Genomic DNA, 17060 nt, shown 5'->3' on the forward strand with positions numbered 1-17060 from the left:
TATATAAGCCGCGGGACTGGCTCTCACAACGGCTCAGGCGTTGAGCACCCGGCCATAGGCGTCCAGCACGCTTTCCTTCATCGACTCCGAAATGGTCGGATGCGGGAAGATCGTGTGGATCAGGTCTTCTTCCGTCGTCTCAAGGTTCATGGCGACGACGAAGCCCTGGATCAGTTCGGTCACCTCGGCGCCAACCATGTGAGCTCCAAGCAGCTCGCCCGTCTTCTTGTCGAAGATGGTCTTCACCAGGCCCTGGTCCTCGCCGAGCGCCACGGCCTTGCCGTTGGCCGCAAACGAGAAGCGGCCGACCCTGATGTCGCGGCCTTCGGCCTTGGCCTTGGCTTCCGTGAGGCCCACCGACGCGACCTGCGGATGGCAATAGGTGCAGCCAGGAATCTTGGCCTTGTCCATCGGATGGACGTTCGGAAGTCCGGCAATCTTCTCTACGCAGATCACGGCCTCATGCTCGGCCTTGTGCGCCAGAAGCGGCGGACCGGCGACGTCGCCGATCGCGTAGATGCCGGGAACGCTGGTCTTGCCATAGCCATCGATGACGATGAAGCCGCGATCGGTCTTGACGCCGACGCTCTCCAGGCCGATGCCCTCGATATTGGCCTGGACACCGACAGCCGAGATCATCCGGTCGGCGGTGATCTTCTCGACCGTGCCGTCCTTCTTCTCGACATGGGCGGTGATGGAATTGGCAGCCTTTTCGACCTTGGCGACTTTGGCTTCCAGCAGGATCTTCATGCCCTGCTTTTCAAACTGCTTCTTGGCGAGCGCCGAGATCTCCGCGTCCTCGACCGGCATCACCTGACTCATAACCTCGACGACGGTCACATCGACGCCCATGGTGCGGTAGAAGGAGGCGAATTCGATGCCGATGGCGCCCGACCCCATGACGAGCAGCGACTTCGGCATTTCCTCGGGCTTCATTGCCTCGAAATAGGTCCAGATCAGCTTGCCATCCGGCTCCAGGCCCGGCAGCGCACGGGGACGCGCACCGGTCGCGACGATGATGTGCTTGGCTGTATAGGTGCCCTCGCCCAGCGTGTTCTTCGGCACAGGCCCCATTGGCTCGACGGGCTTCTTGGTGGTCTTGCCGACGACGATCTCGCCCGGCTTGGTGATTTTGGCTTCACCCCAGATGATGTCGACCTTGTTCTTCTTGAACAGGAAGCCGACGCCGTTGTTCATCCGGTGCGCGATGCCGCGCGAGCGGGCGACGATTGCCTTGACGTCGGGCTTGATGGTGCCCTCCAGCGTCAGGCCGTAGTCTTTGGCATGGGTGGCGGTGTGCATCACATCGGCCGAGCGCAGCAGCGCCTTGGTGGGGATGCAGCCCCAGTTGGAGCAGATGCCGGCCAGATGCTCGCGCTCGACGACGGCAACCTTCATGCCAAGCTGTGATGCCCTGATGGCGGCGATGTAGCCGCCGGGCCCGGAACCGATTACGATGACGTCATATGCGTTTGACACTGGTCTTCATCTCCTCTTGGTCGGTTGAGGTCCCCGGTCAAGGGGACCCGTCCCGGCGGGATGGAGACGGATGGGTCACGCCCGCGTCAGCATCCCGTAAATTTCGTCCTTCAGAACCATTCGCTGCTTGCGCATGTTTTCCATATGCGCGTCGCCAACCGGCTCCACATCCGTTTCCGCACGATGAATGGCCCGGTTCACATCGTGGTATTCGTCAAAGAGCCTGGCGAAGCGGGCATCCCCGGTCTTCAAAGCGTGCATCTTGTCCAGATGCTCGGGAAATTCCTGCGCCAGTTCGTGGGGCGTGTTCGACATCCGATATCTCCTCTATGGTCGGTTGATATCGTCAATCTAGTCCGCGAACGCCCCTTCTCCTTGATCTCAATCAACAATCCGGCCTTCAAAGGCCGAGCATCATCCGCACCACCGGCTCCAGCCCGCGTCCCACCGCCCGGGTATTCTCTGCATCCAGATGGATGCCGTCGAGCGGCGTGGTCTTGGCAACCGAGCCGGCATCGAAAAAGCCGCAGCCGAGTTCATCCGCCAGATCGCGATACATGCTGGCCAGCATGACCGATTCCTCGACAGCACCGCGAAACATCGCGGCGAAGAAGGCATTGGCCGTTTCGCAGGCGGGTGGCGGGGACACGATCAGGATTTCGGGTCCCTCGAACTCGAAACCCCAGTCGTGACTGCGCACCAACCGCACCAGTCGCTTCATGCCACTCATGGCGAGGATCGCAGAGCCTGCGATCCCGCGTTTCATGTCGTTGGTCCCGAGCATGATGATCACGAGGTCGAGCGGCTTGTGGCTTTCCAGCACACTCGGCAACAGCTTGACCCCGTTGCGCTCGCAATCCGCGAGATGGTCGTCATAGGCCGTGGTGCGCCCGTTCAGGCCTTCCGGAATCACCCGGACCCCGTGTCCGAGCGCCTTCTGCAATACACTCGTCCAGCGATCCTCATAGGCATGACGACCCAGGTTCACCGGGTCGTATCCCCATGTCAGGCTGTCACCGAAGGCTAGAACGGACTTCATGCGACCGCCCCTCGGTTAGACCAGCATGCCCATCGGATTCTGGATATGCCGCTGGAAGGCCGAGGCCAGTTCGGCACCCAGCGCCCCGTCGATCACGCGATGGTCGAAGGCGAAGGTCGCCGTCATCACGGTGCCGATCTCGATCTTGCCGTTGCGGACAACGGGCTTTTCGACACCGGCGCCGATCGAGACGATCGAGGCCTGCGGCAGGTTGATGATCGAGGTGAAGTTGGACACGCCGAACATGCCGAGGTTCGACACGGAGGTCGTGCCGCCCTGGTATTCCTCCGGCTTCAACTTCTTGTCGCGCGCGCGCTTCGCCATATCCTTCACCTCGTTGGAGATGGTGGACAGCGTCTTGGTCTCGGCCTTGCGCACGATCGGGGTGATCAGCCCGTCCGGAATGGAAACAGCCACGCCGACATCCGACTGCTTGTGCAGAACACGCGCAGTCGAGGTCCAGGAGGCATTGGCCATTGGCACGTCCCGCAGGGCCAGCGCCATCGCCTTGATAATAAAGTCGTTGACGGAGAGCTTGAAGGCCGGAACCTCGCCCTTGTCGGTCTTCTTCATGGGCGCCGACGCATTGATCTCGGCACGCAGCCTCATCAGCGCGTCGAGTTCGCAGTCCATGGAGATGAAGTAGGACGGTACCGTCTGGCTCGACTCGGTCAGGCGGGAAGCAATGGTCTTGCGCATGCCGTCATGCGGCAGCAGCTCGTATGAGCCTTCGGGGAAGAGCTTCAGCACGGCATCGTCGGATGCACCCTTGGCCATGGCAGGCGCTGGCGCAGCCGCGGCAGATGCGGGAGCAGCAGACGGAGCCGGGGCAGCATTACCCGTACCCCCGGCAACGGCCTTTTCGATATCGCTCTTGACCACGCGACCATGCGGGCCGGAACCAGACACCGCCGAGAGGTCGATACCCGCGTCCTTGGCGATACGACGCGCCAGCGGCGAGGCAAAGACCCGCTCGCCGGATTTCGCAACCGGAGCCGGCGTAGACGGCGCGGGTGCCTTGTCCGCAACAGGTGCTGCTGCGGCCGGTGCGGCTTCGGATTTCGCGGGCGCTACCTCGGCCTTGGCCGGCGCAGCCGCGCCGCCACCGCTTGCGGCAGCGGAAACGTCCTCACCGTCAGCTGCGAGAATCGCGATCAGCGCATTGACCTTGACCGCTTCGGTGCCTGCCGGCACCACGATCTTAGCAACCGTGCCTTCGTCAACGGCTTCGACTTCCATCGTCGCCTTGTCGGTCTCGATCTCGGCGATCACATCGCCTGACTTGACCTTGTCGCCTTCCTTGACCAGCCACTTGGAGAGATTGCCCTCTTCCATGGTCGGGGAAAGTGCCGGCATCGTAATGTTGATCGGCATGACTACGACCTCCCGTTACTTGTAGCAGACGGTTTTAACCGCCTCGACCACTTCGCCGACATTCGGCAGGGCCAGCTTTTCGAGGTTCGCCGCGTAGGGCATCGGAACGTCCTTGCCGGCAATCGTCAGGATCGGCGCGTCGAGATAATCGAAGGCCTGCTGCATGACCCGCGTGGCGATTTCCGTGCCAACGGAAGACTGCGGATAGCCCTCTTCAACCGTTACGAGGCGGCCGGTCTTCTTGACCGATTCGATCACGGTCGGCAGGTCCATCGGCCGGATGGTGCGCAGGTCGATCAGTTCGACATCGATCCCGAGCTTGGCCAGTTCATCGACAGCCTTGACCGAATAGGTCATGCCGATGCCCCAGGACACGATGGTCGCGTCCTTGCCGGTCTTGTGGATGCGCGCCTTGCCGATCGGCAGCACAAAATCGTCCATCTTCGGCACTTCGAATGAATGACCGTAGAGGATTTCGTTTTCCAGGAAGATGATCGGGTTCGGATCGCGGATAGCAGCCTTCAGCAGACCCTTGGCATCAGCCGCCGTATACGGCTGGATAACCTTGAGGCCCGGAATATGGCTGTACCAGGCCGCATAATCCTGGCTGTGCTGGGCGGCAACGCGTGCAGCCGCGCCATTGGGGCCACGGAACACGATTGGCGCTCCCATCTGGCCGCCGGACATATAGAGCGTCTTGGCAGCGGAGTTGATGATCTGGTCGATCGCCTGCATGGCGAAGTTGAAGGTCATGAACTCAACAATCGGCCGCAGGCCGGCCATGGCGGCACCCACACCGATACCGGCAAAGCCGTGTTCGGTGATCGGTGTATCGACAACGCGAGCAGCGCCGAATTCCTGCAGAAGGCCCTGCGTGATCTTGTAAGCGCCCTGGTATTCAGCGACTTCCTCACCCATGATGAAGACATCGGAGTTGGCCCGCATTTCCTCTGCCATGGCTTCGCGCAGCGCTTCACGCACCGTCATCGTCACCATCTCGGTGCCTGCAGGAATATCGGGATCGGAGGCAACCTCGACCTTGGGCGCAGCCGGAACACTGGCGGCATCCTTGGTCGCGGTGGGCTCGGCAGCTGCTTCGCGCGCCTTGCCACCGGCAGCATCAGAGGCTGCAGGTGCGGCCGGAGCGGCGGCCTTGACGTCGGACGCGCTCTCGCCATCCTGCAGCAGGATCGCGATCGGCGTATTGACCTTCACGTTCTCAGTGCCGGCGGCGATCAACAGCTTGCCAAGCACGCCCTCATCGACGGCTTCGACTTCCATCGTCGCCTTATCGGTTTCGATTTCGGCGATCACATCGCCTGATTTGACCGTATCGCCTTCTTTCTTGACCCATTTGGAGAGGGTGCCCTCCTCCATCGTCGGGGAAAGGGCCGGCATCAGAATTTCAATGGACATTGGCTTCGCCTCCCCCAATCAAAGCAGGATATCGGTGTAGAGCTCGGATACGTCAGGCTCCGGATCGGCCTGGGCGAAATCGGCGCTGTCGGCGACGATATCGCGGACATCCTTGTCGATCGCCTTCAACTCGTCCTCGGAAGCCCAGCCCTTTTCGAGAAGCCGTGCGCGCACCTGCTCGATCGGGTCGTGCTCGGAACGCATCTTCTGCACTTCATCCTTGGAGCGATACTTGGCCGGATCGGACATGGAGTGACCACGATAGCGATAGGTCAGCATTTCCAGGATGATCGGGCCCTTGCCGCTGCGGCAATGCTCAACGGCCTGCTCGGCTGCGGCCTTGACGGCGCGCACATCCATGCCGTCAACCTGAAGGCCGGGAATGTTGAAGGACACACCGCGCTGCGAGAAATTCGTCTGGGCGGAGGCGCGGCTAACGGCCGTGCCCATGGCGTAGCGGTTGTTCTCGATCACGTAGATCACCGGAAGCTTCCACAGCTGCGCCATGTTGAAGCTTTCATAGACCTGGCCCTGGTTGGCCGCACCGTCGCCGAAATAGGCAACGGAGACATTGTCATTGCCGCGATAGCGATTGGCGAAGGCAAGGCCCGTGCCGAGCGACACCTGGGCACCGACGATGCCGTGGCCGCCATAGAAATTCTTTTCCTTGGAGAACATGTGCATCGAGCCGCCCTTGCCCTTGGACAAGCCGCCCCGACGCCCGGTCAGTTCTGCCATAACGCCGCGGGCACTCATGCCGCAGGCCAGCATGTGGCCGTGGTCGCGATAGCCTGTGATGACCTGGTCGCCATCCTTGAGGGCCATCTGCATGCCGACAACGACAGCTTCCTGGCCGATATAGAGGTGACAGAAGCCACCGATGAAGCCCATGCCGTAGAGCTGGCCGGCCTTTTCCTCGAAGCGCCGAATCAACAGCATTTCGCGGTAGGATTTAAGCTCGGACTCGCGATCGAACTCGGCGATCAAGCCTTCGGTCAGATCTTTTTTTGTAGCAGCAGGTTTGGCTGAAGTCTTGCGGCCGGCAACAGACGCGGATTTTCGCGGCGCCATTCGTTCCTCCCCGTGGGTTCGCTTCGTCAATCGTCGGGCGTCAGGATAAGCAAGAAACGCCCACCCCGCAATGCCAATTATGCATGGCTAACATTCCTATTAATCAACTGATAATTAACAGGAAAACGGCATTAACCTGATTTCGGTTAATTCGTTTGTGTGTTGAAAATGACGATCTCGTCAGGGCGCGAAAGATTGAGCTGATAGCGCGCCTTCTCATCGAGCATGTCGCGCTCAAGAGAACCATCGCTCAGCAACTGAACCTGTTTTTCCAGTTTTTCACGCTGCGCCACGAGCCGCGCCAACTCCGCACTCCGCTCGAATCTCTGGCGCTCGAATCCCTCCGCAGCCTTCAGTCCGAAATCCCCCTCAAGGGAATGGTAGCTGAAATAGGAGAGAAAGGCGACGGTCAAAGAGGGAAGAATGAAGCGGCCGAATTTTCGCTTTTTATGGTGCCTGGTCCACATCAGGGGCATCGCCTTCACACGCAGTACTGTATGTCTCAAGTTAGAGCCTATTGCTTAACCAAGCGTTGACCTTGCCCCACCCGCATAAAAAATGCCCGCCGCCAGGTTTCCCCGGCGGCGGGCTAGAGATCTCTGTGCGCGAGCCTACTTAGGCGCGCAGGATCGAGGTGCCGGCGTAGCGCGCCTGCGGGCCAAGGCCCTCCTCGATGCGGATCAGCTGGTTGTACTTCGCGGTGCGGTCGGAGCGGGCCAGCGAGCCGGTCTTGATCTGTCCGCAATTGGTAGCAACGGCGAGGTCCGAAATCGTCGAGTCCTCGGTTTCGCCCGAGCGATGCGACATGACGGCGGTATAGGCTGCGCGGTTGGCGGTCGAAACGGCATCGAGCGTTTCCGACAGCGAACCGATCTGATTGACCTTGACCAGGATCGAGTTGGCGACACCCTGCTTGATGCCATCACGCAGGCGGGCCGAGTTGGTGACGAACAGATCGTCGCCGACCAACTGAACCTTCTTGCCGATCTTGTCGGTCAGCGACTTCCAGCCGGCCCAATCGTCTTCGGCCATGCCGTCCTCGATCGAGAAGATCGGGTATTTCGAGGCAAGCTCGGCTAGGTAATCGGCCATAGCTTCGGGCTCGAGCGTGCGGCCCTCGCCTTCCAGTACGTATTTGCCGTCCTTGAAGAATTCGGTCGAGGCGCAGTCGAGCGCGATATGCATGTCCTCGCCCGGACGATAGCCGGCCTTCTCGATCGACTTCATGATGAAGTCGAGTGCGGCAGGAGCCGATGCGAGTCCCGGCGCAAAGCCGCCTTCATCGCCGACATTGGTGTTGTGGCCATCGGCCGCAAGCTGCTTCTTCAGCGTGTGGAACACTTCCGAACCCATGCGCACGGCGTCGCGGATGGTGTCGGCGCCGACCGGCACGATCATGAATTCCTGGAAATCGATCGGATTGTCGGCATGTGCACCGCCGTTGATGATGTTCATCATCGGAACCGGCAGCACATGGGCGTTCGGGCCGCCGATATAGCGGTAGAGCGGCAGGCCGGAAGCCTCAGCAGCAGCCTTGGCCACGGCCAGCGAGACGCCGAGGATGGCATTGGCGCCGAGCCGTGACTTGTTCGCCGTGCCGTCAAGCTCGATCATGATCTGGTCGATCTGGATCTGGTTTTCGGCTTCGAGCCCGCCGATCGCATCGAAGATCTCGGTGTTCACGGCTTCGACGGCCTTTTCGACGCCCTTGCCCAGATAGCGCTTGCCGCCATCACGCAATTCAACGGCCTCATGCGCACCCGTCGAAGCGCCCGAGGGAACCGCCGCGCGGCCCATGCTGCCGTCTTCGAGATAGACATCAACCTCAACGGTCGGATTGCCGCGGCTGTCGAGAATTTCGCGGCCGATAATGTCGGTAATGGCAGTCATGTTCGCTTCCTGATGGCTTGAACGATTGGAACCTTCACCGCCCTCTCATAATCCAAGGGACAGAAAATACAATGGCAGCTTCATGAAAGTGGCAGAGCCGGCAGGGAGCAGAGCAGCTGCCGGGTACGTGCACCTTCAAATTTAGTAGCACTGGATTAATCTATTTTAAATCATTGGTAACCTTGCGCCTTGTAGGCTGCAAAGACATTCAGCCGGCCAAAATGCGCGGCGCTTCATTGGTTTGGGGGACATATGAAGATCAGCATATCGCAGAGCATTACGTTGTTCGGCTGCGTCGTGGGCGCCGGCATCTTCCTCGCAGTAGGGAGCAACCAGTATACGCTGCGTGAGTTACAGGTGAACGGCCCAGCCTACCAACAGATCGTTTACGGCAAAGACCTTATCGCCGATATCCTGCCGCCGCCACTTTTTGTTATCGAGGCTTATCTGCTGGCCACCGAGGGCGCCTATCATTCAGAACTGGCGCAACCCAACCTTGAAAAGATCCGCGCCCTGAAGGCCTCCTACGACCAACGTCGCGACTTCTGGGATGCATCCAATCTGGCGCCTGCGCTGCGGGGGAGCCTCAAGAAGAATGCCATCGAGACTGCCGATCGACTATGGGTGATGATCGAGACCCAATATGCGGGTGCCGTGCAATCGAGTGATCCGGACGTCAAGATGGCGGCGCTCGACAGTATGATGGATGCCTACAGAGCCCATCGCGATGCCGTAACCGTCCTCGTCAACGAGGCAAATACCTTCCTGGCCAACGCCGAACAGGATACTGCGACCAAATCCGAGCGGTTGACCCTGATTTCAGGCGCCTTGGCGGGACTGTTGGGCATCATTCTGGTGGGTGGTCTCTTGGTGCTTCGCCGCCGTGCTGTCACGCCGCTGAACGCGATGAAAGCCTATATGAGCAACCTCGCCCGTGGAGATTACTCAAAACCCGTCCCCTACGTAGACCGAAGCGACGAAATCGGCCAGATGGCCTCCTCGGTCCAGGTCTTCCGTTCGGCCGCGATGGAACGCAAGGCAATCCGTGAGCGTCAGGAAGCCGCGCAGACTTTGACAATCGAGCGCGAACGCGCCGAGATGGAGGCGCGGGCGGCCGAGGACCAGCAGCGTGCACGCGTTATCGACAGCATCAGTAAGGGGCTGGAACGGCTTGCGGCGGGCGATCTTACTGCAGAAATCGCTGATCCCTTCGCCCCGGATTACGAAAAGCTCAGGGTCGAGTTCAATTCGAGCATCCGATCCCTGGCACAAACCATGGCTGAGATATCCGGAACGGTTGGTAGCGTGCGTTCTGGCACGGACAACATTGCCAGCGGCACCGACGACCTTGCAAAACGGACCGAAACGCAGGCGGCCATGCTCGAAGAGGCGGCATCTGCTCTCGACGAGATCACCGCGACGGTTCGGACTTCTGCCGAGCGGGCGCGCGAAGCCAACGCGATGATGACGCGGACGAAAGAAAGTGCAGAAGTCTCGGCAGCTGTTGTCCGCGACGCTGTCATGGCGATGGCGAAGATCCAGGAGTCCTCGGCCCAGATCGGCCAGATCATCTCGGTGATCGACGACATCGCATTCCAAACCAATCTTCTGGCTCTCAACGCCGGGGTCGAGGCGGCGCGTGCCGGGGAAAGCGGCAAGGGGTTTGCCGTGGTCGCGCAGGAAGTACGTGAACTGGCCGGACGATCAGCCAGTGCCGCAAAGGAAATCAAAGCGCTGGTGGATGCTTCCTCGACACAAGTGGGAGCCGGCGTTTCGCTGGTCAACCGTACCGGCGATGCCCTAACGACGATAGACCAGCAGGTTCAACAAGTACACAAGCTGATCCATGCCATCGAAATGTCGGCGGCAGAACAATCTGGCGCGCTTGCCGAGGTCAACGAGGCGGTCAACCGGATGGACCAGGTCACGCAGCAGAACGCTGCCATGGCGGAAGAAGCAAACGCAGCCTGTCGCGAGTTGAACGGGGAAGCAGAGAACCTCGGACGCATGCTCGTTCGCTTCGTACTCACCGGACGATCATCAGCGCGGATCCACACGCCCGCGCCCGAATACCGTCAGGCTTCCTGATCCATCACCACGCGCTGCCGTCAGGCCGCCTTGGCGATATCATCGAAAGCCATCAGCTTTTCCAGCAAGGCCGGCATGCGATCCAGCGGCACCATGTTCGGACCGTCGGATGGCGCGTTATCAGGATCCTGATGCGTCTCGATGAACAGACCCGCCACCCCGACCGCAACGGCCGCCCGCGACAGGGTCTCAACGAAGCGCCGGTCGCCACCCGTCGATCCGCCCTGCCCGCCGGGCTGCTGCACCGAATGGGTGGCGTCGAACACGATCGGTGCCCCGGTTTCGGCCATGATCGGCAGCGAGCGCATGTCGGAGACAAGCGTGTTATAGCCGAAGGAGGCACCGCGCTCGCACAGAAGCACGTTCGGATTGCCCGAGCCGGTGATCTTGTCCAGCACGTTCTTCATGTCCCAGGGCGCCAGGAACTGCCCCTTCTTGACGTTGATCGCCCGCCCGGTCTTGGCCGCGGCAATCAGAAGATCGGTCTGGCGGCAGAGAAAGGCCGGGATCTGCAGCATGTCGACGACAGGTGCCACGGCGGCGCATTGCTCTTCGGTATGGATATCGGTGATGACGGGAAAGCCGAATTCCGCCTTGAGATCGGAAAACACATCCAGCGCCTTGTCGAGGCCAATCCCGCGTTTACCCGTCAGCGACGTCCGGTTGGCCTTGTCGAAGGACGACTTGTAGACGAGACCGATGCCAAGCTCGCGGCAGATCTCCACCAACCGCCCCGCCATCATGAAGGCATGATCGCGGCTCTCCATCTGGCAGGGGCCGGCGATCAGCGAAAAACGGGCGGAATTAGAGAAAACGACGGCGTTGGCACCCTCGCCGACACTCACGGTGGAATTGGTGGTCATGCTCTTGCTGCCTCCTCGAAGGCGAAAGCCACGCCCTGTCCGCGCCCCGGCGCGACGACGAGCCGGCCCGCCACATTGCTGTATGCCACGCCTCTATCAGCAAGGCGCTTTTCTGTCACGCCGAGATCTGTGACGGAAAACACGACTGCCCGACCGCACAATCCGCGTCCGGCCGTGCCAGCGTCGATCCCATAGAAACCCTTCAATCCCGCTGATGTCAGTACCTCGACTCGGCAATTGGAAGAGGTGAGTTCAATGCCGAAGGAATGCGCCCTGACATCCCGTTGCTCGAACACCACCTCCAGCAGATATTGAAAATCCGACGGATTTTCCTCGCCCAGCACGACGGCCGAAATTCCTGTCACACCGTTTGCGTGGCGGGTCAGCGCCGCCCGGTCAACAGGTGGCATCGACACCCGCTGACAGCTGAACAGGAAGAAATCCGGGGACCGCAGGTCGGCGGCGAAAGCAAGCGCAAAACTGGCCTCCGCAGACGATCCGTCGGACATCAGCATCGGCCGCGAGAAAGACAGCATATCGCCTGCCGAAAAGCCTGCTTCGCGAAAACGGTTATGATCGACGCTCGCATGCTCACTGCCCACGACGATCGCCGACAATCCCTCTTCGCCGCAGCGAAACCGGAAGGCCTGGTCCCGGGCAACGAAGACGTTGCCTTGCCGTGCGGCCGCGTCGCATTCCTCTCGACTGGCCACGGCCAGGGGCTCGAGATAGCTACCGTTCTCAAAGAAAACGCAGGCATTTTCCGTGCCGAACGGGTGCTTGGCATCTGCTGCAACGGTGAAGCCGAGGTCTACCAGCCGCTCCCGCGCGCTTGAAAGGTCCGCTACTGGCAAAACAAGGTGATCGAGAGGCCGAGGCGCGGGCAGGCTGTCAGTCATGTCTTGGGCTCCCTGAAAATGCTTAGCGGTATGTGCGTCATGGCGGCCTCAAAGACAAGCTACACGGCGCAGGCGTCCCTGATGCCAGGCTTATTCTTTTTGTCCGATGATGGTCACTTCACGGAAATTTAAGGCCTTGCGGAACACAAATGGAACAGATAGTGTCTGTTCTTGATTTGTTTCAGGGCACGGGGTCGAGCGACATGCTGACGCGCAAACAACAGGAATTGCTTCTGTTCATACATGAACGGATGAAAGAATCGGGTGTGCCTCCCTCGTTCGACGAGATGAAGGATGCCCTGGACCTTGCTTCAAAGTCCGGCATTCACCGACTGATCACCGCGCTCGAAGAGCGTGGCTTCATCCGCCGCCTGCCGAACCGGGCGAGAGCGCTGGAGGTCATCAAGCTGCCGGAAGCCTATACGCCCAGCCTGCAGCCGCGGCGAGGTTTTTCACCAAGTGTCATCGAGGGCAGCCTGGGAAAGCCGCCCGCACCTGTCCAGGCGCCGAAGCCTGTGGCCGAGGTGACAAGTTCGGTGTCCGTGCCGGTCATGGGCCGTATCGCCGCTGGCGTTCCGATTTCCGCCATTCAGAACAACACCCATGACATCACAGTGCCCGCCGAAATGATCGGTTCGGGAGAGCATTACGCCCTTGAGGTCAAGGGCGATTCGATGATTGACGCCGGCATTCTCGATGGCGACACCGTGATCATCCGCAATGCATCCAATGCCAATCCCGGCGATATCGTCGTGGCATTGGTAGACGATGAAGAGGCGACGCTGAAGCGGTTTCGTCGTCGCGGCGCCTCGATTGCGCTGGAGGCGGCAAACCCTGCCTATGAGACGCGCATCTTCGGACCGGACCGGGTCAAGATCCAGGGCAAGCTCGTCGGTCTTATCCGCCGCTATCACTAAGGTCTGTGACCGGTGCATCCGGCCCGGTGTCTGCAAAGGTGTTGCTGCGCCAGTCATAAAGCCGGTGGCGCATCCAGGGTCGTTGTGGATTGGAAAACGCCGTTCGTTCCTTGATGTCGCCTTTTAGGTGATCTCCGAGTGCCAGTTCCATAGAGCCGGTTCGCCGCAGCAGGTCTGAGGTAATCAAGCGTGCCCCGGAGCGACAGGCTTTAAGGCTGGTGCGCCGTGGCGTCACTACGATGTCGGCCGTATCGCACCCCGCGCCGAGCAGAGCCGGCTCCTCGATTGCGGCAATCCGCCAGCCGGAGTCGAGCCTGATGGCACACCACAGGCCATCGGCGCATAAAAAACGTGCTGAATTGCCCATCTTAAGCGCCTTCTGCATTGCGGCTTTGGCCTCGGCGATTTGTTGCGGGGTCAGTTTTTGCTTCGGTCCCGCATTCGGCGGTTTGGGACCGACCGCTTCGGTGGCGGCCGCCGGGAGGACCAGCGGCGGCACGTGCGTGTCGATCTGCAATGCCTGTTCCCACTGCCTGTAGATAAACGCTGTGGGCCTTCGGCGATTGGTGGCAAGCTCGCCGTTCCCGACGAATGCGCCGATCAACTGCCCATCTTCGGAAATCAGGATATTGCCCGGCGGCAGGGATGGCGTGAGCGCCTCGATTGCAAGCGCAGCGGCCATGATGAGCGTGCCGAGATGCCGCAGCCAGCTGCCGAGCAGCGTCAGCAGCACGAAACCCAAGGCCATGACCGGCAGGAACCAGGCGCTCAGCCGTGAAAAGCCGAAACCCTCGCCCCATCCGGCAACCATGAAGGCGATATCCGCCACGAGTTCCAGACCCCAACCCATCAACTGGAGAAAAGGAGCATCCAGTCCGAGCGGCATGGTGAGCATAGCCGCCAGGCCGGCAGGCATGACCCAGAGCGAAATCACCGGCATGGCCAGCAGGTTTGCCTCAAGGCTATGGGGCGCTAGGCGATGAAAATGCGTGACGGCAAAAACCGCCGTCGATACACCGCCGATCAGCGAGGTCATTACTGTGCCCCAGGTGAAGCTCCAGACCAGATTGACCACAGCGGCGCCCGGAAAGGCCTGCGGCAATGGAGGCGAAGCGGGTCGCTCGCGCCAGGCAGCGTATCCGGCTATCAGCGCCGCGGTTGCCGCAAACGACATCTGGAAGCTCGGACCCATGATTTCCGAAGGCGCGACGGCAAGAATGACCAGGGCAGCTATGGCGAGATTGCGCAGGCTGATGGCGGGCCGATCGAACAGCACCGCGACCAGCATGACCGCCGTCATCAGAAATGCCCTGACCGCAGAGACCTGATAGCCTGATATAAGGAGATAGCAGAGCGCACCGGCGAGAGCCCCCGTCGCGGCAAATTTCTTGACGGGATAGCTTTGCACCAGCGCGGGAGACAGGCTGAACAACAGCCGGAGGCCGACGAAGAAGATGCCGGCGGCGAGCGCCATGTTCAGTCCTGAGATGGCCGTGATGTGGGCAAGACCCGAGAGCCTCAGAGCTTCCGTCAACTCGTTCGACATGGAGCGCCGCTCACCGGTGATGATCGATGCCGCGAAGGCCCCTGCATCGCCTGGTATGACGGTCCGGATACGGGTCGAAATCTGGTCGCGCAGGCTGAACAGCCAGCGGTCGGCCCGATCGATCCAGGTGTCTGCAGGCTGGACGACAGGCGTTGTCGGACGCGTCGGCGCGCCGAGGAAATAGCCGACAGCGCCGATCCCATTGTAATAGCTCGCGAAAGCGAAGTCGTTGAGCCCCGGCAATGCAGGACCCGATGGCGGCGACAGGCGAACGCGACCGGTAATCGCTTCTCCCAGCGCAAATGGCGCATGGCGTGCGCGTGCCAAAACCGAGATGCGCTGCGGCGGGCGCTTGATCTGCGGGTCGGAGGTGCCATGCACCAAGACGATATAGCGCCACTCCCCGCGGCTTCCGGCCTCACGCCGTTCCACCTGCCCGGTGACCATGGCCGTCACCGGACTGTCGATGACGACTGTGTCCCACAGTCTCGTCTCGGCATCGGCAAACAGCATGCCGGCCACCAGCAGAGCGAGGCCCGTGCTCACCGGATAGAGCAGCGGTGCCCCGTGCCTGAGGAGAAGAGCCGCAGCCACTAGCATGGCCAGCATCACGGCTAGAACCGGAGCAGCGGGCGGAGCATCCAGCGAGAACCAGAGGGCCGCACCAACGCCCAGCAGAACGGCCGAGAACAACAGGCCCCGTCCCCGCGATATTTCCAGCACGACCGCGTTTCCGATTCGCTGCGATAGTGCACCCACATGGGTCGAAAGTATGAGACCGACGCCTGCTTTGCGGCTGGTGGAGCGCACCGGCAAGGGGGACGTCTCGGCCGGTCGGACGACCGCTACCCCCTCCTCCCTTGGCTTGACTGCAAGTTGCAGACCGTCGTTCACCCCAGGCTCCCCAGCCCCGACAAAGGCTCCGGAGACCCGTTTATCCCGGGACCCAAGCCTGAGGGCAGGCTAACAAGCATAACGTGCAAAGGAAAGAGCGGATCATGGCGCTGGCCTTGATTAGACTGTGCCGTAAAATGACCTAAAAAGGGCAGCCGCTATTGCAATGCACAATTTGCCCTTCGGATAGCTTGGCATTAACTTCTGTATCATATAGCTACATCGAAACGCTTACCCTGTGGCGCCGAGGCGCCGCCCGCCAATCTCGGAGGATCAGCATGACGGACCAAAGCGCACTCTTGAATCTCGGTGACAAGAAGGTGGACCTGACCGTCCGAAAGGGAACGATCGGACCTGACGTGGTCGACATCGGCGCCCTTTACAAGCACACCGGCGCCTTCACCTACGATCCGGGCTTCACCTCGACGGCCTCTTGCGAGTCCAAGATCACCTATATCGATGGCGACGAGGGTGTTCTGCTGCATCGCGGCTACCCGATCGAGCAGCTCGCCGACCAGGGCGACTTTCTGGAAGTCTGCTATCTGCTTCTGTACGGCGAATTGCCGACGGCTGCCCAGAAGAAGGACTTCGACTACCGCGTCACGCACCACACCATGGTGCATGAGCAGATGAGCCGCTTCTTCACCGGCTTCCGCCGCGACGCCCACCCGATGGCCGTCATGGTCGGCACCGTCGGCGCTCTCTCGGCCTTCTATCACGACTCGACCGACATCACCGATCCGCATCAGCGCATGGTTGCCTCGCTGCGCATGATCGCGAAGATGCCGACGATCGCCGCCATGGCCTACAAGTACCATATCGGCCAGCCGTTCGTTTATCCGAAGAACGACCTGGACTACGCCGCGAACTTCCTGCGCATGTGCTTTGCCGTGCCCTGCGAGGAGTATCAGGTCAGTCCGGTTCTGGCCCGCGCCATGGACCGCATTTTCATCCTGCACGCCGACCACGAGCAGAACGCATCGACCTCGACTGTCCGCCTAGCGGGTTCGTCGGGCGCAAACCCCTTCGCCTGCATCGCCGCCGGCATCGCCTGCCTCTGGGGTCCTGCCCATGGCGGCGCCAATGAAGCCGCCCTCAACATGCTGATGGAAATCGGCTCTGTTGATCGTATCCCTGAATACATTGCCCGCGCCAAGGACAAGAACGATCCGTTCCGCCTGATGGGCTTCGGTCACCGCGTCTACAAGAACTACGATCCGCGCGCCAAGATCATGCAGAAGACCATGTATGAGGTGCTGGAAGCGACTGGCCATTCGGACGACCCGCTGATGCAGGTTGCTCTCGAACTCGAGAAGATCGCGCTGAACGATCCCTATTTCATCGAGAAGAAGCTCTACCCGAACGTCGATTTCTATTCCGGCATCACGCTACGCGCGCTCGGCTTCCCCACGACCATGTTCACCGTACTGTTTGCACTGGCCCGCACCGTCGGCTGGATCGCGCAGTGGAACGAAATGATCGAGGATCCGCAGCAGCGCATCGGTCGCCCGCGTCAGCTCTACACGGGCGAGCCGCAGCGCGACTACCTGCCGGTATCCAAGCGCTAAGCGACGACAGTTATTG

The 17060-nt window shown here is 60.8% G+C and carries 14 protein-coding genes; 3 read left to right on the forward strand and 11 right to left on the reverse strand.

Annotation, left to right across the window (positions count from 1 at the left end):
• Nucleotides 1-33 precede the first annotated feature (33 nt).
• The 8 genes from lpdA to eno form a co-directional block, all read right to left on the reverse strand.
• Nucleotides 34-1479, reverse strand: a complete 1446-nt coding sequence (gene lpdA, locus B9A97_RS07515; protein ID WP_084364407.1) for a dihydrolipoyl dehydrogenase — start codon at nt 1477-1479, stop codon at nt 34-36.
• Nucleotides 1480-1554: 75 nt separating this feature from the next.
• On the reverse strand, nt 1555-1794 hold the full coding sequence (locus B9A97_RS07520) for a YdcH family protein (RefSeq protein WP_084364408.1): 240 nt from the start codon (nt 1792-1794) through the stop codon (nt 1555-1557).
• An 85-nt stretch (nt 1795-1879) separates the two neighbouring features.
• Nucleotides 1880-2518, reverse strand: a complete 639-nt coding sequence (locus B9A97_RS07525; RefSeq protein ID WP_084364409.1) for an SGNH/GDSL hydrolase family protein — start codon at nt 2516-2518, stop codon at nt 1880-1882.
• A gap of 15 nt (nt 2519-2533) precedes the next feature.
• Entirely contained in the window at nt 2534-3892 is a 1359-nt protein-coding gene (locus B9A97_RS07530; RefSeq protein WP_084364410.1) for a pyruvate dehydrogenase complex dihydrolipoamide acetyltransferase, read from the reverse strand.
• Between the two features lie 15 nt (nt 3893-3907).
• On the reverse strand, nt 3908-5308 hold the full coding sequence (locus B9A97_RS07535) for a pyruvate dehydrogenase complex E1 component subunit beta (RefSeq protein WP_084364411.1): 1401 nt from the start codon (nt 5306-5308) through the stop codon (nt 3908-3910).
• A gap of 18 nt (nt 5309-5326) precedes the next feature.
• On the reverse strand, nt 5327-6379 hold the full coding sequence (pdhA, locus tag B9A97_RS07540) for a pyruvate dehydrogenase (acetyl-transferring) E1 component subunit alpha (RefSeq protein WP_084364412.1): 1053 nt from the start codon (nt 6377-6379) through the stop codon (nt 5327-5329).
• 146 nt (nt 6380-6525) lie between these two features.
• Nucleotides 6526-6846: an FtsB family cell division protein gene (locus B9A97_RS07545; RefSeq protein WP_084364413.1), complete on the reverse strand. Its 321-nt coding sequence runs from the start codon at nt 6844-6846 to the stop codon at nt 6526-6528.
• Between the two features lie 148 nt (nt 6847-6994).
• Nucleotides 6995-8269 (reverse strand): phosphopyruvate hydratase, encoded by a 1275-nt coding sequence (gene eno / locus B9A97_RS07550; RefSeq protein ID WP_084364414.1) that lies wholly within the window; start codon nt 8267-8269, stop codon nt 6995-6997.
• Between the two features lie 252 nt (nt 8270-8521).
• On the opposite strand from eno, the gene B9A97_RS07555 reads away from it, so the two are divergent.
• The gene (locus B9A97_RS07555) at nt 8522-10357 is read left to right on the forward strand and encodes a methyl-accepting chemotaxis protein (protein ID WP_084364415.1); all 1836 of its coding nucleotides are present in this window, start codon (nt 8522-8524) and stop codon (nt 10355-10357) included.
• Nucleotides 10358-10377: 20 nt separating this feature from the next.
• Here B9A97_RS07555 and kdsA read toward each other — a convergent pair whose 3' ends face one another.
• Complete coding sequence (kdsA, locus tag B9A97_RS07560) at nt 10378-11220, reverse strand: 3-deoxy-8-phosphooctulonate synthase (protein ID WP_084364416.1); 843 nt, start codon at nt 11218-11220, stop codon at nt 10378-10380.
• On the reverse strand, nt 11217-12119 hold the full coding sequence (locus tag B9A97_RS07565) for a VOC family protein (RefSeq protein WP_084364417.1): 903 nt from the start codon (nt 12117-12119) through the stop codon (nt 11217-11219). The genes kdsA and B9A97_RS07565 overlap by 4 nt, the downstream gene beginning before the upstream one ends.
• Nucleotides 12120-12322: 203 nt before the next feature.
• On the opposite strand from B9A97_RS07565, the gene lexA reads away from it, so the two are divergent.
• On the forward strand, nt 12323-13036 hold the full coding sequence (gene lexA / locus B9A97_RS07570) for a transcriptional repressor LexA (RefSeq protein ID WP_084364465.1): 714 nt from the start codon (nt 12323-12325) through the stop codon (nt 13034-13036).
• On the opposite strand, the gene B9A97_RS07575 is transcribed toward lexA, so the two are convergent.
• Nucleotides 13017-15476, reverse strand: a complete 2460-nt coding sequence (locus B9A97_RS07575) for a ComEC/Rec2 family competence protein (RefSeq protein ID WP_244564153.1) — start codon at nt 15474-15476, stop codon at nt 13017-13019. The genes lexA and B9A97_RS07575 overlap by 20 nt on opposite strands.
• 278 nt (nt 15477-15754) lie before the next feature.
• On the opposite strand from B9A97_RS07575, the gene gltA reads away from it, so the two are divergent.
• Nucleotides 15755-17044, forward strand: a complete 1290-nt coding sequence (gene gltA, locus B9A97_RS07580) for a citrate synthase (RefSeq protein ID WP_084364418.1) — start codon at nt 15755-15757, stop codon at nt 17042-17044.
• Nucleotides 17045-17060: the final 16 nt, after the last annotated feature.

It is taken from the genome of Rhizobium sp. RU36D, assembly GCF_900176345.1.
GTDB lineage: Bacteria > Pseudomonadota > Alphaproteobacteria > Rhizobiales > Rhizobiaceae > Allorhizobium.

Excerpts from the sequence above, each read along its gene's own strand:
- B9A97_RS07520 (WP_084364408.1), bottom strand. The coding sequence starts at position 1,794 with ATGTCGAACACGCCCCACGAACTGGCGCAGGAATTTCCCGAGCATCTG.
- B9A97_RS07525 (WP_084364409.1), bottom strand. The coding sequence starts at position 2,518 with ATGAAGTCCGTTCTAGCCTTCGGTGACAGCCTGACATGGGGATACGAC.
- B9A97_RS07530 (WP_084364410.1), bottom strand. The coding sequence starts at position 3,892 with ATGCCGATCAACATTACGATGCCGGCACTTTCCCCGACCATGGAAGAG.
- B9A97_RS07535 (WP_084364411.1), bottom strand. The coding sequence starts at position 5,308 with ATGTCCATTGAAATTCTGATGCCGGCCCTTTCCCCGACGATGGAGGAG.
- pdhA (WP_084364412.1), bottom strand. The coding sequence starts at position 6,379 with ATGGCGCCGCGAAAATCCGCGTCTGTTGCCGGCCGCAAGACTTCAGCC.
- B9A97_RS07545 (WP_084364413.1), bottom strand. The coding sequence starts at position 6,846 with ATGTGGACCAGGCACCATAAAAAGCGAAAATTCGGCCGCTTCATTCTT.
- eno (WP_084364414.1), bottom strand. The coding sequence starts at position 8,269 with ATGACTGCCATTACCGACATTATCGGCCGCGAAATTCTCGACAGCCGC.
- B9A97_RS07555 (WP_084364415.1), top strand. The coding sequence starts at position 8,522 with ATGAAGATCAGCATATCGCAGAGCATTACGTTGTTCGGCTGCGTCGTG.
- kdsA (WP_084364416.1), bottom strand. The coding sequence starts at position 11,220 with ATGACCACCAATTCCACCGTGAGTGTCGGCGAGGGTGCCAACGCCGTC.
- B9A97_RS07565 (WP_084364417.1), bottom strand. The coding sequence starts at position 12,119 with ATGACTGACAGCCTGCCCGCGCCTCGGCCTCTCGATCACCTTGTTTTG.
- lexA (WP_084364465.1), top strand. The coding sequence starts at position 12,323 with ATGCTGACGCGCAAACAACAGGAATTGCTTCTGTTCATACATGAACGG.
- gltA (WP_084364418.1), top strand. The coding sequence starts at position 15,755 with ATGACGGACCAAAGCGCACTCTTGAATCTCGGTGACAAGAAGGTGGAC.